Origin of the sequence: Seonamhaeicola sediminis (genome assembly GCF_004358095.2) — a bacterium.
Lineage (GTDB): Bacteria > Bacteroidota > Bacteroidia > Flavobacteriales > Flavobacteriaceae > Seonamhaeicola > Seonamhaeicola sediminis.
In genome coordinates this window covers 307,844-324,367 of sequence record NZ_SMZJ02000003.1, presented here as the reverse complement: position 1 = coordinate 324,367, position 16,524 = coordinate 307,844, and the positions used below count along the sequence as shown (strand labels likewise).

Below are 16,524 nucleotides of genomic sequence, written 5' to 3'. Positions count from 1 at the left end.
ATGAAAAAGATTGTTTTATTTTTATCAATAGTTGGAGCTTTATTTGTTGCGAGTTGTGATAAAGAAGATTTTTTAGATCAGCCTTTACAAGGTAGACAAACCTTAGACGATTTCTTCGCTAATGGTGATAATGCGGAATTTTTTGTAAATGCTTTGTACAGGAAAGTAAATGGCGAAGATTGGTGGCAGGTAAATTTTCAACGCCAAATCAATGAAATGGCTAGTGATGATAACTGGGCAGGAAATACAGAACAACCTAGACCAGATATTACTGGAATAGCTCAGTATAATGTGTTTGCAGGGTCAACTTACTTTAATCGGTTTTGGGAAAGCCATTACATAGGCATAACAAGAGCTAATTTAACTTTAGAAAGGATTCCAAATATTGATATCGATGAAAACAAGAAAACGCAGTTTTTAGGAGAAGCCAGATTTATTAGAGCTTTTTTGTATTTTGATTTGATTCGAAATTTTGGTGGCGTACCACTTGTCACTACATACAGTGAGATTTTTGACCCTTCCATAAATGATAAAGTTCGTGGCACTGTTGAAGAAGCATATGAGCTCATTGAGGAAGATTTAATGATCGCAATTAATAGTCTGCCAAGAAAAAGTGAATATGCGCCAGCCGATTTAGGTAGAGTTACAAAGGGAGCTGCGCAGTCATTGTTAGCTAAAGCGTATTTATACCAAGAAAAATGGACAGAAGCACAGGTTATGGCTAAAACAGTGATGGATTCTGGTGAGTATGGGTTAGAGCCTGATTTTGCAGATATCTACAGGGTAGGTAATGCGCATGGTGTAGAATCTATTTTCGCAATAGAGTTTATAAATAATCCTTCAACGCCTAGAGTAGGAGCGCAGTATGCTATAACTAACGGTAGTCGCGGGGATCGTGGTTGGGGATGGGCTTCCCCAACTAGTGATTTAGAAAATGCGTTTTTAAGTGAAGGGGATAATATCAGATTAAGGTCTACAATTATTAAGCATGGAGAACCTGTGTATGGCGATCCTGCTGTAACAGAATTTGATGGTAAACCTAGTGAAAATAAATCGGGGCGTACCAATAGAAAGTATTATGTGCCTACAGCTGAACGACCAACACCTTACCAAAGAGGTCAAATTCCTGGAACTTATATCCATATCAGGTTAGCAGATGTTATTTTATTCCATGCAGAGGCAGCCTATTTTAATGGAGATGAAACTTCAGCTAGAAACTCACTAAAGCTTGTAAGAGACCGAGTAGGCTTAGATACAAATATGTCCTTATCCGGTTCGACCCTGCGAGATGCCATCTGGAAAGAAAGACGTTTAGAGTTGGCTTTAGAGCAACACAGACTGTATGATATTAGAAGGCAAAAAATAAATGGGGTGCCCAGAATTGCATCGATATTGGGGCCTAATGGATCCTTTGTTAAATATAATACAGAAGTTAGTACAGATCCTTTTGAAACAACCAATTTAAAAGAACCACAAGATAGTGGAAGATTGTTTGATCCAAATGTACACATGTTATGGCCTATTCCACCGGAGGAGATTCAATTGTCTAGAGGGAATATTACGCAGAATCCTGGATATTAATATTTGTTAAGTTTTTTAGATTTTAAATCATGTTGAAATTGTATAAGTATATTTTAGTTTTAGTAAGTGTTGGGGTGTTTTTTGGTTGTAGCTCAGATAGTGCAACAGATCCTAACGATCCAAAATTTGATGTGCCAGAAGAAGGAGTAACACTTAATTTAAATAATACGTTTCAAATGATTGATCATTTTGGAGCTTCGGGTGGTTTTCAAGACCAATGGGTTGGAAAATGGCCCGACGCTACTAGAAATAGGGCGGCAGAATGGCTTTTTAGTACAGAAACAGATTCTCAAGGGAATCCAAAAGGTATTGGGCTTTCCTTATGGCGCACGATTATTGGAGAAGGGTCTGCGGACCAAGCCAATAGTGGATTTAGAGCCAACAGCTGGTTTCGTGAAATGGAGTGTTATTTAGCACCAGATGGAAGTTACGACTGGACGAAGCAAGCTGGAGAGCAATGGTTTATGTCAAAGGCAAGAGAATATGGGGTCAATAAATTTACTGCTTGGACAGGTTCGCCACCTTATTTTATGACTAAAAATGGATATGTGTTTAGTACTAGCGATGTGCCTACTTTTAATTGCCAACCTGATAAATATGATGATTTCGCTAATTTTTTGGCAGACGTTGTAAAAAACTATGAAAATAAAGGTTATAATATTGTAACGGTTTGTCCTTTTAATGAAACGCAATACGAATGGAATGCAGAAGTAGGTCAGGCACAACAGTCTGGCACAAAGGCAACCAATGCTGAAATAGCGACAGTTACGCGAATAATAGATGAAGTTTTTACCCAAAAAGTTGTGAATGCTAAAATAATGATACCTGAAGCTGCACAATTAAAGTATTTGTTTGAAGGTTCTGGTAACACGGTAAATCAAGTAGGTTCATTTTTTAATACGTCTAGTCCAAATTTTATTGGTGACTTACCTAATCTGTCAAAAAACATTGCTGGTCACAGTTATTTCAGTAACGGCACTACCAATGAGTCTTTGAGACAACGTAAGTCCTTAAGAACAGCTTTGGCTGGCTATGGATTAGATTATTGGCAAACGGAGTATAGTTTATTGGGCACCGCGTATCAACAAAATAAAGATGTGTCTACGCTTCAGGAGATTGATTATGCGTTATGGATGAGTCGTATTATTCATACCGATTTAGTCTTTGGTAATGCCACTGGTTGGAGTTTTTGGACGGCATTTAACCAATCTACATTTGGAGATCATCCGTTTAGATTTAATTTAATTCTGTATCAACCTAATTCTAACGGTCCTGCACATACGGATGGTTCAATTACCGATAATAAGTTGCTTTGGGCACTTGGTAATTTTAGTCGATTTATAAGACCGGGTATGGTGCGGTTTGATGTTGTTGATCCAGATTATGGAGAAACAGCTTCGGTTGAAAATTTTATGATTTCGGGTTATAAAAGTACAACTAATAACGAGGTGGTATTGGTATGCATCAATAATACTGATAGTAGTAGAGATATTACTTTAGATAATTATGGTGAAGATTTTGAGGTTATCAATAATAGTTTTGAAGCTTTCACAACCTCTATGGGAAGCAATTTGAGAAAGTCAACAATGAATATTGATAACATTAGAATTCCTAGTAAGTCTATAGTTACGCTAAAGGCTACACTTAAGTAGGAGTATTAAACAACAACATATGGAACAAAATTTTGATGCGGTGGAATTCTGCGTTAATATCTATTGTCTTCAGTTAAAATGTTAAGAATAAAAACATTAAAATGTTAAAAGTTCAAAAAATTATATCTCTGGTGCTTTTAGGATTAATATTCGCATGCAGTACAAGTGATGCAACAGATCCTAATGATTCTCAGTTTGATGATAAAGACAATAATAACCCTGCAACAGGCGGAGGGGCTTCTAATGCAGATATAACGTTGTCTGTTGATGCTGCTGACGCTGTAGATATTTACCCTGATATTTTTGGGGTTAATAACGATTGGCGTCAAATACCCGATAATACGTTTTCAAATTTTGCTAGTACCATAAAAAATATTGGTACTGCTGTGGTGCGCTATCCAGGAGGTTGGGAATCTGAGTTTTATGCTTGGACAAGTAATACAACACCAGGATGGAACAATACACCTTCGCAACCAGGTGCATCTATTACTTCATTGAAAAGTCATATTTCGAATTATAGTATTGTGCTTCCAACTGCAGAGGCTATGAATGCAACTGTTGGTTCAGGACAATGGAATACGGCAATAGCAAATTTGAAAGCGAGAACTAAAGAAGCGCTTACTATATCTAATATAGGTAATGGCTTGGTGGAAATAGGTAATGAATGGTGGTTACAATTTGCAGGAGGAGTGTCAAGAGCTCAAAAACTTGATAAATATGTAAATGTGGCAATGGAGTTGGCTGAGTATATTGAAAGCGAATATCCAAATAGAACGTTTAAGTTACTAATTAATGGTGATTATACACAGCCACAGGAGTTTACAACTATGAAGAATAAGTTTACTAGGGCTTATGCTGCTATTGATGGGGTAGCGCTTCATACTTACACAGGATACAACACGGCTACTCATAATATTAGTGATTTAGAGGAGCGTATTAAGAATTGTGCAAATAATTTTAATCCTAATAAAAATTTTAAGTACTTGTCTGAGTGGATGCCTTCTAGAGACTATAATGATAGGGCTTTATATATGGAGGCTGCTAACATTCTACCAGATATCATCCATATTTATGCAAGGGCAGGTTCTCAAGCAGCAGCTTTTTGGCCACCAATAAACACGTCAATTCCTGGACTAGGTTTAACAAATTGGAACTACTCTAAAGTTTTTCCTACCGGTCAGATTTTAGGAGAACTAGCAGATTCTTATAAAGGAAAATCTTTAAAGACAACCTCTAATAAATTTCATTTAGCGGCGGCGTTACAAGATGCCAATACTATGGTGTTATTTATTACTGGAGGAAAAGAGAGTGGAAAAAAAGTAGCCGTAAAGATAAATGGATTCACAATAAGCTCAATACAAACTGTGGAACGTTATGTGCCGTTTGATTATGGTAATACTGCTGCAGCTGAACCATATATCACTCAAACCGCTACAGCTGAAATTAGTTCAGATAATGAGGTGGTTGTAGATGTAAATAAACAAGGGCTGTACCAAATCTATAAAATTATAGTTAAAGGAAATTAAAATAGTATAATTATCCATAAATTAGGTTAAGGAGTCTATTTTTATCATTAACATTAGCCCTAAATTTGACTATATTTTAACCGTAATACTTTTATTTAAGTTAATGTGATGTCAAAAACGAATATAAAAACACAAAATTTCAAAAATAACAATATAATGCATGTTGTTGGTTTGGTTTTGTGTTTTTTTGTGTTTTCGTTTTCTCTTGGTGCACAAACTTTAAAAATCAATATTAATAAAAACCATAAGTTTCAAACTATTGATGGTTTTGGAGCGTCTGACGCTTGGCGGTGTCAATATGTTGGAGCAAATTGGCCAGAGGATAAAAAGAATAAAATAGCAGAACTCTTATTTAGTAAAGGTATAAATGATAACGGAAATCCTAAAGGGATAGGACTCTCTATATGGCGTTTTTATGTTGGTGCAGGTACGATGGAGCAAGGTGATGCATCTGGTATAAAAAATCATTGGCGTAGAGCTGAATCGTTTATAGATTACAAGGGGAATTATGATTGGAACAAACAAAAAGGTCAGCAATGGTTTTTAGATCAAGCGAAACAATATGGCGTTGATAAGTTTTTAGCTTTTTCTATATCTGCACCTGTTCAATGGACTAAAAATGGTAAAGGTTATAATGGTGATAATAAAGATGGTGAAATAAACTTAAAACCTGAATATTTTGATGATTACGCCCAATTTATGGTGAATGTTGTAAAACATTTTAACTCCAGAGGTTTTGAGTTTGCATACTTAAGTCCAATAAACGAACCACAATGGGACTGGGAAAAGAAAAGTCAAGAAGGTACACCAGCCACTAATAAAAATATATTTGAGCTTACTAAGCTACTAAACGATAAAATAGAAGAGAGTCGTTTAGAAACAGAAATTGTTTTAGCCGAATCTGCAGATTTAAGATGGTTATATTCTAATTATGGTAAGCCTGAAAGGGGTCATCAAATAGATTATTTCTTTAGTAAAAAAGATAGTTCAAGTACCCTAAAGAATCTAAAAAACACTATTTCTGGTCATAGTTACTTTACTACTTGGCCAGTTGATAGCTTGATTACTATTAGGCAAAAGCTAAACAAACAATTAACATCTCATGAGCTTGATTATTGGCAAAGTGAGTTCTGTATTTTAGAAAACACAGATGATATTGGAAGCGGAAACAAGCGTGATTTAGGAATGGATACCGCGCTTTATGTGGCTCGTGTAATTCATGCCGATTTAACTTTGGCGAATGCTTCTTCATGGCAATGGTGGACTGCCTTAACAAATGCCAATTTTAAAGATGGATTAATATATCTAGATACAGGTGACGAAAAAGATAAATATAATTTGGATAAAATGAAGTTTGATGGTGCATTTCATGACTCCAAACTTTTATGGGCTTTCGGCAACTACTCCAGATTCATTAGGCCTGGTATGGTACGAGTGGAAATCAATGTTACAGATGAGGAAAATTTTCCAAAAGATAGTTTTGAAGGTATTATGCTATCGGGTTATATCGACAGGGATTCATCAAAATTAATCGTAGTTGGAATTAATTATGGAGATAAAGCCTGTACTATAGATTTTCAAGATTTCAAAGCAGAATCTATATACATAACATCAAAGGATAAGAATTTAGAGTTTAAGAAAGTAATTGATAAAAAAATAACCTTAGAAGCACGTTCTGTTAATACATTAATAGGAAGTTTCTAGAAACAAAATATAAGAAGTGAACTTTTTAAGAATCAAGTTAGTTAAGTTTGAGTTAGTTTTAGTTTTTAGTCTTTGTCTTACAACCATTTTTTTAAATGGTTGTAAAGGCAATGATGATAAAGAGGAAGCTAAAAGTAAAAAGCCTAATATCGTTTTTATTCTAGCCGATGATCTAGGAGCTCATGATTTGAGCTATTCAGGAAGCAATTATTATGAAACACCAAATATTGACGCCATAGCTAATAGTGGTGTGCAGTTTACACAGGGTTATGCAGCTTGTCAGGTATGTAGTCCTTCTAGAGCAAGTATCATGACAGGACAGTATACCGCTAGACATGGTGTGACCGATTGGATTGGTGCAGCTACAGGTGAAAAATGGGGCGATTATTACAATACAAAAGTTATGCCTCCGGAATATGAACATGCTTTAAATGATTCAACTATAACAATTGCCGAGGCACTAAAGAGCCATGGGTATAAAACATTTTTTGCTGGAAAATGGCATCTTGGAGATGAGCCTTTTTCTCCCGAGAATAATGGATTCGAAATTAACAAAGGAGGTTGGGAAGTTGGAGGCCCTAAAGGTGGTTATTATGCCCCTTGGAGAAATCCGAAACTTGATTACAATTATGAAGGTGAGAATTTAACCAAACGTTTGGCCTTAGAAACGGCCGATTTTATTTCAGCAAATAAAGATGAGCCATTTTTTGCATACCTTTCCTTTTACGCGGTACATGGACCTATTGAAACTACTGAAGCAAAATGGAAGAAATATAGAGATAAAGCAGAAGCACAAGGTATTCCAGAATCTGGCTTTGAAATGGAAGCTAGATTACCAATTAGAAATGTGCAAGATAATCCTATTTATGCTGGCTTAGTAGAATCTATGGATGATGCGGTAGGTGTGGTTTTAGATAGACTAAATGAACTTGGGCTGGATGAAAATACCATCGTTTTGTTTACATCTGATAATGGTGGTGTGGCCAGTGGTGATGCTTTTTCTACTACTAATGCGCCACTAAGAGGAGGCAAAGGCTACCAATGGGAAGGAGGCATAAGAGAGCCTTATTTAATTAAGGCACCAATGCTAAAAAATACGCCCAAACAAATAGATTATCCAGTATCTGGAATAGATTTTTATCCTACACTTCTAGATTTAGTTGGTGCAGAAAAGCATACAGAACATGTTGTTGATGGTGTGAGTTTAGTGCCGCTTTTAAAAGGTGAAAGTTTAGATACTAGACCTTTATTTTGGCATTATCCGCATTACGGAAACCAAGGCGGAGATCCTGTGAGTATTATTAGAAAGGATGCTTATAAACTTATCCATTACTGGGAAGATGGACATGATGAACTATATAATTTGTCAACAGATCCTGGAGAAACAAATGATTTATCAGCTGAAAAATCTGAGATAGCACAAAGTTTAAGAAATGAGTTGGACACCTATCTATCTAGTGTAAATGCAAGGACTCCAGAGGTCTATGAAAAGTATGATGATGCAAAAGCCAAAGCAAAATATGAAGAAAGAAAAACTAAAATGAAACAACGCTTAGAAAAGCAACGTATGGATTTTCTAAGTAAAGATTTTGATCCAAATAATAATTGGTATGACAGTAGTTTAAACACCAAAGATTAACCAATCTCATAAAAAAGAATAACAACTAACCAACCAAACTAAACTATAATGAGAAACACTAAATTCAATTTTTCATATCTACTTTTTTTAGCACTTGTCTCTGCAATGGGTGGATTTTTATTCGGTTATGACTGGGTAGTTATTGGTGGAGCAAAACCATTTTACGAACTCTTTTTTGATATAACCTCGCAGCCTACATTACAAGGTTGGGCCATGAGTAGTGCTTTGATTGGATGTATTCTAGGAGCTGTAATTTCTGGTGTAGTTGCAGATAAATTTGGTAGAAAATTACCTTTAATTTTTTCAGCAGCTTTGTTTACCATTTCAGCTTTTGGAACTGGTTATGTAGATAGTTTTACACCATTTATAATATATCGTCTTATTGGAGGATTAGGAATTGGAATGGCATCAACACTATCTCCAATGTATATAGCAGAAATAGCTCCAGCAAAATATCGTGGTCAGTTTGTGGCTATCAATCAATTAACACTAGTAATTGGGATTTTAGCAGCTCAAGTGGCTAATTTTTTCATAGCCGAAGCCATTCCTGATAGCAGTACCCCAGAGATGATTTTAGCATCGTGGAACGGACAGACAGGATGGCGTTGGATGTTTTGGGCAGAACTTATTCCTGCTATTTTGTTCTTTGTCTTAATGTTTATTGTGCCTAAAAGTCCAAGATTTTTAGTGAAGATAAATGAGTCGGAAACTGCTAAAAATGTACTTGCGAAAATAGGCGGTGAGGCCTATGCTCAAGAAGAACTCAATAGTATCAAATTGACTTTAGAAGAGAGCGGACAAGCCAAAGTTAATATAGCTGATTTAAAATCTGCCAAAATAAAACCTATTTTGGTAATAGGTATAGTATTGGCAATATTCCAACAATGGTGCGGTATAAATATCATTTTTAATTATGCTGAAGAAATTTTTACGGCAGCAGGTTATAGCGTGGGCGATATGTTATTTAATATCGTCATTACAGGTAGTGTGAATTTAATTTTTACATTAATCGCCATGCGAACTGTTGATAGCTGGGGTCGCAGAAAACTCATGCTATTAGGCTCTATAGGCTTGGGTGTGGTATATCTCATTTTGGGTGGTGCCTACTTTTTCCAGTTTACGGGATGGCCAGTGTTATTATTAGTAATAACCGCAATTGCTATTTACGCCATGTCTTTAGCACCAATTACATGGGTAGTGCTTTCTGAGATTTTTCCAAACAAAATCAGAGGTGTAGCCATGTCTATCGCTACATTTTCTTTATGGGTTGCGTCTTTTATATTAACATTTACTTTTCCAATTTTAAATGATGCTTTAGGTGCTTCTGGAACATTCTGGGTATATAGTGCTATATGCGTCGCTGGCTTTTTATTCATACGAAGTAAGTTGCCAGAAACCAAAGGGAAGAGTTTAGAAGAAATTGAAATGGAATTTACAAAGGATAAATAATAGTTGGAAGATGATTTTAAATTCTAAAACATATAAAATCTTAGGATTTGCTTTTTTATTGAGCTTCAATTTTGCTTGTGCACAGCTTAAAGGAGTTTCATCTTCAAAAAAAGAAAACTTAGCTACCCATTACCTAGATTCTCTTAAAAAAGAACTAATGGTAAAGTGGCCAAATAACCGTACTATAAATTTAGTGTTTCATGGGCATTCAGTGCCAACAGGGTACACCACCAGAGGTGTGTTAGATAGGATAAATGCTTATCCATACCGTACACTAAAAAAGGTTAACGACTTTTATCCATACTCAGTTGTAAACACCATTACAACGTCTATTGGAGGGGAACAGGCAGAACAAGGCGCAAAACGTTTTAAGGAAGACGTACTAAATCATAGGCCAGATGTCCTTTTTATAGATTATGGGTTGAACGATAGAAGCATTGGTTTAGAACGCGCAAAAGTGGCTTGGGAGCAAATGATTGAAGATGCATTGGCATACGGTACCAAGGTTATTTTATTAACGCCTACCCCCGATTTGAATGAAGATATCACTTCCGAAGAAACACCTTTAGCCCAACACAGTGAACAGATTAGGGCACTGGCAAAAAAGTACAATGTTGGTTTGGTGGATAGCTACGGATTGTTCAAGACATTGGCCAAAATTCAACCTCTAATAGGGTATATGTCGCAGAATAATCATATCAATCAAAAAGGACATCAATTTGTAGCTGATGCCATTTTTGAATATTTAAAAAACTCTAAGTATAAAACGGACTAAATTATTTAAATGAAGATTTTCAGAATACATACCATAATTCTTTTAATGACTATATGCGTCACTTTTCAGAATTGTAAAAATGATGAAAGCGCTTATTTAGATTTGTCTGGAACGTGGAATTTTAGAATTGATTCACTAGACCAAGGTGAAAAAGAAAAGTGGTTTAAATTGAATTTAGAGGATAGCATTAGTTTACCGGGGTCTATGCCCGAAAATGGTAAGGGTAATGATATATCAGTTAAAACCAATTGGACTGGTAACATGTGGAATGATAGTCTTTGGTATAAGTCTGAAGAGATGAAAAAGTACCGACAAGAGGGCAACGTAAAGGTGTCCTTTTGGTTAACTCCCGTTAAAGATTATAAAGGGCCTGCTTGGTATCAGAAAAAAATAGCCATTCCACAATCTTGGGAAAGCAAAAATATTGTTTTACATCTGGAGCGTGTACACTGGGAATCTACAGTATGGGTAGATGATGAGAAACTGGGAATGCAGAATAGTTTGGCTACAGCCCATAATTATAATTTGGGTGAATTGTCAGTTGGAGAACATACTATTTCCATACGTATAGACAACCGCATAAAAGACATCAATGTAGGTTTAGATGCTCATAGTATTTCAGACAACACACAAACTAACTGGAATGGTATCGTAGGGGACATATCGCTTTCTGCGGTTCCAAAAATGTCTATCGGAAATGTGAAATTATATCCTAACGTCTCTGATAAAACCGTTAGAGTGGTAGTTAGAATTGAAAACGGAACAGGTAAGAACCAATCTGCAGAATTAACACTTCAAGCCAAAGAAAAATCAGAAAACGGGGAAGCTCTTGAAGTTTTAAAAGAGTCAATAGAAATAGATGATTCTAAAACAGTTGAGTTTGATTATCCAATGGGAGATGCTCCTAAACTTTGGGATGAATTCAATCCTAACTTGTACAAAATGCATTTGTCTTTAAATTCTGAAAAAGAGTTAGACGAAAAAGTGGAAACTTTCGGTATGCGAGAGTTTAAGGCAAAAGAAACAGTTTTTACTATTAATGACCAACCAATATATCTTAGAGGAACATTAGAATGTGCTATTTTCCCATTAACGGGTTATCCTCCAACAGATGTGGATTCATGGAAAAGAATCATGAATATTATCAAGGCTTATGGTTTAAACCACATGCGTTTTCATTCTTGGTGTCCGCCAGAAGCAGCGTTTCAGGCTGCTGATGAAATGGGAATTTATATTCAAGCCGAAGCATCTGCGTGGCGGGCTGGTTTAGGAGATGGTGAGCCCGTTGATACGTGGTTATACAAAGAAGGAGAAGACATTATTAACACTTATGGCAACCATCCATCGTTTGTTTTAATGACTTATGGTAACGAGCCAAGTGGTAAAAATCACAAAGCATATTTAACTAAGTATGTTGATCATTTCAAAGCTTTAGATAAAAGACGTTTGTACACTAGCGGTGCTGGCTATCCTTATCTGGAGAATATGGATTATTATAATCACAGAGGTCCAAGAATTCAAGGTTGGAATGAAAACTTAAAAAGCATCATTAATGCCAAAGCACCACAAACCGAATTTGATTGGAGTACCTTTATTGATAAAACACCTATGCCATATGTTAGCCATGAAATGGGGCAATGGTGTGTGTATCCCAACTTTAAAGAAATGCCCAAGTACAAAGGTGTTTTAAAGCCTAAAAACTTTGAAATTTTCAAGGAATCTTTAGAGGAGAACGGTATGTTGAAATTAGCAGACAGCTTCTTGTTGGCATCAGGAAAATTGCAAACACTATGCTATAAAGCAGATATTGAAGCAGCATTACGAACCAAAGGAATGGCAGGTTATCAGTTATTAGATTTACATGATTTCCCTGGTCAGGGGACCGCTTTGGTTGGTGTTTTAGATGCTTTTTGGGATGAGAAAGGCTATGTGACACCTGAAGAATTTAAGGCCTTTAGTGGGAGTACGGTTCCGCTAGCACGTTTATCTAAACCAACATTTAAAAATACCGATACATTAACCGCTAAAATTGAAATAGCCCATTTTGGAGAATATCCTTTAAAGAATGTAACCCCAAAATGGGAGTTAATTAAAATAGATGGAAGTGTTTTCTCCAAAGGAGTATTGAATGAAACAGATATTCCAATAGGGAATGGCATTCAATTGGGTACTATTAATCAGTCTTTAAGTTCTATAGATACAGCTCAAAAGTTAACATTAACTGTTTCAGTAGAAGATTATAAAAACAATTGGGATGTTTGGGTATATCCTAATAAAAATAGAGTTGTTGTAGATGATTCCTCTATCAAAGTAATAAGTAAACTAGATGCAAAAACTATCAGTTATTTAGAGAATGGGGGTAATGTACTTTTAAATATTAACAAAGGAGATATAGCTCCAGAAAAAGGAGGCGATATTGGTATTGGCTTTTCAAGTATTTTTTGGAATACCTCTTGGACCAATGGACAGAAACCACATACCTTGGGAATTCTATGTAACCCAGAACACCCTGCTTTAGCTAACTTTCCAACAGAATACCATTCCAATTGGCAATGGTGGGATGCCATGAGTCATTCAAATGCTATTGTTTTTGACGATATGCCTGAATTAAATCCTATTGTTAGAGTTATTGACGATTGGTTTAAAAATAGAAAACTTGCTTTAATTTTTGAAGCACGGGTAGGGAAAGGAAAGTTAATTTTTTCTGGAATAGACCTGCATACTGATTTAGAAGAAAGACTTGAAGCACAACAACTTTTATACAGTTTAAAAACATATATGACCGGTCAGGATTTTAAACCTAAAAGTGAATTAACAATTAGTCAACTAAAAGCGCTATTAACATATTAGTAACAAACAAACTAAGCATTAAATTTAAAGATTATGAAGACAGTAAAGGCTTGGCACGAGAGAGTAACCATTCCTACCTATGAGGTAGGGGCACCAGAGAAATACCCTGTTTTTTTAGAAAAGCGTGTATATCAGGCCAGTAGTGGTTCAGTATATCCACATCCTGTTATTGAAAAAATCAGTGATGAGAAAGTAGATAAAGAGTGGGATGCTATTTTTATTGAAAATGATTATATCAAATTAATGATTTTGCCTGCTTTAGGTGGTAGAATCCAAAGAGCGTATGATAAGATTAGAGAACGTGATTTTGTGTATTATAATCATGTTATCAAACCAGCTTTGGTGGGGTTAACAGGGCCATGGATATCTGGTGGTATAGAGTTTAACTGGCCACAGCATCATAGACCAAGTACGTACGACCCAACAGATTTTTATATTGAAGACAACGAAGATGGCAGTAAAACGGTTTGGGTTAGTGAATTAGAACGTATGTTCCGTACTAAAGGAATGGCTGGTTTTACCTTGCATCCTGATAAAGCTTACATTGAAATTAAAGCGCATTTATATAACAGAACACCGCATCCACAAACATTCTTATGGTGGGCAAATCCTGCTGTAGCAGTTAATGATCATTACCAATCAGTGTTTCCGCCAGATGTAAATGCCGTGTTTGACCATGGTAAGCGCGATGTATCAGAGTTTCCAATAGCTAAAGGCGAATATTACAAAGTAGATTATTCTCCAGGAACAGATATCTCTAGATATAAAAATATTCCGGTGCCAACCAGTTATATGGCAATTACTTCTAAGTATGATTTTGTGGGTGGTTATGAAAACGATTCAAAAGGCGGATTGCTTCATGTGGCCGATCACAATGTGTCTCCAGGTAAAAAACAGTGGACTTGGGGTAACGGAGAGTTTGGTAAGGCATGGGACAGAAATTTAACAGATGAAGATGGCCCTTATATTGAGTTAATGTGTGGTGTTTACACCGATAATCAACCAGATTTCTCTTGGATGCATCCATACGAAGAGAAGAGTTTTAAGCAATATTTTATGCCTTATTACAATGTGGGTGTAGTAAAAAATGCCACTAAAGAGGCCTTAGTAAATCTTGAAATGGTTGATGGAAAAGCTTTGGTGAAAGTTTATGTAACATCAACTTACAATAATTGCGTAATCACTCTAAAAGCAGGAAATAAGGTTTTACATGACGAAGTTTTAAATCTTTCTCCAGCAGTTGGGTTTGAAAAAGCGATTGATATAGAGAATTTCACTTTTGATGATTTACAAATTTCTTTAAATGACGCAGCAGGGAAAGTTTTAGTGGCTTGGGAACCCGATAAGGATTTATCTGATGAAATCCCTGAACCAGCCAAGGCGGCCAAAGATCCAAAAGATATAGAAACTATTGAAGCCTTGTATTTAAGAGGGCTTCATTTAGAACAATACAGACACGCTACTTTTGTAGCCACTGATTATTACGAGGAAGCATTAAGACGTTCTCCAAAAGATGTGCGTAACAACAACGCTATGGGGCTTTGGTACATGCGTAAAGGGCAATTAGAAAAAGCTATTGGATATTTTGATACAGCCATTGAAACTCTTACAAGTCACAACCCAAACCCTTATGATGGGGAGCCTTATTTTAACAAAGGAATGGCATTAAGCTATTTGGGTAAAAAAGAGGAGGCTTATGCTAGTTTTTTTAAAGCCTGTTGGAATGCACAATGGCAGGATGCGGGCTATTTCAACTTAGCACAAATCGATTGCTCTCGCGGTAATTTAGAAAAAGCCATGGATTTGGTGGATAGAGCTTTAATCAAGAACTGGCACAACCATAAGGCAAGACACCTTAAAGTGATTTTGCTTAGAAAAATTGGTAAAATTGAACAAGCAAAACAATTGATAGAAGATTCATTAGCTATTGATAAATTCAATTTTGGCGTGCTATATGAAAAGTATATGTTGTCTAATGCTCAAGAAGATTTAAAAGCATTTAAAGATATTCTTAGAAATTATGCTCACAATTACATAGAATTTTCATTAGACTATGCTATGGCAGGTCAATATGACGAAGCCGTAGCGTTGTTAAAAGTACATACCGATGCTAATGCTGAAGTATACCCAATGGTATACTATTTTATGGGGTGGTATTTAGACCAAAAAGGAGATAGTGTTAGTGCTTTAGATGCCTACAAAAAAGCATCACAAATGCCAGACACCTATTGTTTTCCAAATAAAATTGAAGAGGTAATAGCGCTTCAGTCGGCTTGTAAAGCGAATCCGTCTGATGCAAAAGCATTTTATTATTTAGGTAACTTTTGGTATGCCAACAGACAATACAAAGAAGCAAAAAATTGTTGGGAGTCATCGGTTAAATTAGATGATAGTTTCGCTATTACGCATCGTAATTTGGCCCTTCTGTATTACAACAAAACCAACCAAGAAGATTTGGCAGTAACCCATTTGGAAAAAGCGTTCGAATTGGATAATAATGATGCCAGGTTATTAATGGAATTAGATCAGTTATACAAAAAGATAAATGTTCCAATAGAAAAGCGTTTGGCATTGCTAGAAGATCATATTGATTTGACCAACTCAAGAGATGATTTGTACTTAGAGCGTATTGCACTTTATAATCTGAAAGGTGACTTTGAGAAAGCAAAAGCATTGATTGATAAGCGTCAGTTCCATCCGTGGGAAGGAGGTGAAGGTAAGGTGCCATTTCAATATCTAACAAGTAATATCGAGCTTGCGAAAAAGTACATTTCTGTTAAGAATTACGAAGACGCTATTAAGCTTTTAATACAGTCCAAGGATTACCCACACAATTTAGGAGAAGGGAAACTACATGGTACTGTTGAGAACGATATTGATTATTGGTTAGGTTGTGCTTATGAAGGATTAGGTAATGAAGAAAAAGCCAATTATTATTTTAACTTAGCCTCTAAAGGATTGAGTGATCCAAGTCCAGCCATTTTTTATAACGATCAGCAACCAGATAAAATATTTTACCAAGGATTGGCACTTCAAAAGCTGGGGAAAATGGAAGAGGCAAATACTAGGTTTGATAATTTGTTGAGCTATGGGAAGGCTCATATAAACGATAATGTTAAGTTGGATTATTTCGCCATTTCTTTACCGGATTTGTTGATCTGGGAGCAAGATCTTAACGTTATAAACAAAATTCATTGTAATTATATGATTGGTTTAGGGCAGTTAGGTAAAGGTGAGGATTGTAAAGCCACTGAGGCATTCACCAAAGTTATTGATACTAATTTATCGCATATTCCAGCGCATATTCATCAAGCACTTGTTGGTATTAAATCTTAATAGTAATAGGTA

Annotated in this window: 9 protein-coding genes; all 9 read left to right on the top strand. The window is 35.9% G+C overall.

Annotation, left to right across the window (positions count from 1 at the left end; translation table 11 throughout):
• Complete coding sequence (locus E1J38_RS05985; RefSeq protein ID WP_133356264.1) at positions 1–1,581, top strand: RagB/SusD family nutrient uptake outer membrane protein; 1,581 nt, start codon at positions 1–3, stop codon at positions 1,579–1,581.
• Positions 1,582–1,619: 38 nt separating this feature from the next.
• Positions 1,620–3,233, top strand: coding sequence for a glycoside hydrolase (locus E1J38_RS05980; RefSeq protein ID WP_186525824.1), 1,614 nt, complete (start codon positions 1,620–1,622; stop codon positions 3,231–3,233).
• Positions 3,234–3,334: 101 nt separating this feature from the next.
• Positions 3,335–4,759: a hypothetical protein gene (locus tag E1J38_RS05975; protein WP_133356262.1), complete on the top strand. Its 1,425-nt coding sequence runs from the start codon at positions 3,335–3,337 to the stop codon at positions 4,757–4,759.
• Between the two features lie 156 nt (positions 4,760–4,915).
• A complete protein-coding gene (locus E1J38_RS05970; protein ID WP_133356261.1) occupies positions 4,916–6,463 on the top strand; it encodes a glycoside hydrolase in 1,548 nt (515 codons plus the stop codon).
• 16 nt (positions 6,464–6,479) lie between these two features.
• Positions 6,480–8,102 carry a sulfatase gene (locus E1J38_RS05965; RefSeq protein ID WP_255449794.1) on the top strand — a complete coding sequence of 541 codons (1,623 nt, stop codon included), beginning with the start codon at positions 6,480–6,482 and terminating at the stop codon, positions 8,100–8,102.
• 48 nt (positions 8,103–8,150) lie between these two features.
• On the top strand, positions 8,151–9,551 hold the full coding sequence (locus tag E1J38_RS05960; RefSeq protein ID WP_133356260.1) for a sugar porter family MFS transporter: 1,401 nt from the start codon (positions 8,151–8,153) through the stop codon (positions 9,549–9,551).
• Positions 9,552–9,561: 10 nt separating this feature from the next.
• Complete coding sequence (locus tag E1J38_RS05955) at positions 9,562–10,326, top strand: SGNH/GDSL hydrolase family protein (RefSeq protein ID WP_133356259.1); 765 nt, start codon at positions 9,562–9,564, stop codon at positions 10,324–10,326.
• Between the two features lie 9 nt (positions 10,327–10,335).
• On the top strand, positions 10,336–13,176 hold the full coding sequence (locus E1J38_RS05950; RefSeq protein WP_133356258.1) for a DUF8487 domain-containing protein: 2,841 nt from the start codon (positions 10,336–10,338) through the stop codon (positions 13,174–13,176).
• Positions 13,177–13,209: 33 nt separating this feature from the next.
• Positions 13,210–16,512 carry a DUF5107 domain-containing protein gene (locus E1J38_RS05945; RefSeq protein ID WP_133356257.1) on the top strand — a complete coding sequence of 1,101 codons (3,303 nt, stop codon included), beginning with the start codon at positions 13,210–13,212 and terminating at the stop codon, positions 16,510–16,512.
• Positions 16,513–16,524 lie beyond the last annotated feature (12 nt).

Bases quoted from the DNA above. Each gene is read 5' to 3' on its own strand.
- E1J38_RS05985 (WP_133356264.1), top strand. From the start codon at position 1: ATGAAAAAGATTGTTTTATTTTTATCAATAGTTGGAGCTTTATTTGTT.
- E1J38_RS05975 (WP_133356262.1), top strand. From the start codon at position 3,335: ATGTTAAAAGTTCAAAAAATTATATCTCTGGTGCTTTTAGGATTAATA.
- E1J38_RS05970 (WP_133356261.1), top strand. From the start codon at position 4,916: ATGCATGTTGTTGGTTTGGTTTTGTGTTTTTTTGTGTTTTCGTTTTCT.
- E1J38_RS05960 (WP_133356260.1), top strand. From the start codon at position 8,151: ATGAGAAACACTAAATTCAATTTTTCATATCTACTTTTTTTAGCACTT.
- E1J38_RS05955 (WP_133356259.1), top strand. From the start codon at position 9,562: ATGATTTTAAATTCTAAAACATATAAAATCTTAGGATTTGCTTTTTTA.
- E1J38_RS05950 (WP_133356258.1), top strand. From the start codon at position 10,336: ATGAAGATTTTCAGAATACATACCATAATTCTTTTAATGACTATATGC.
- E1J38_RS05945 (WP_133356257.1), top strand. From the start codon at position 13,210: ATGAAGACAGTAAAGGCTTGGCACGAGAGAGTAACCATTCCTACCTAT.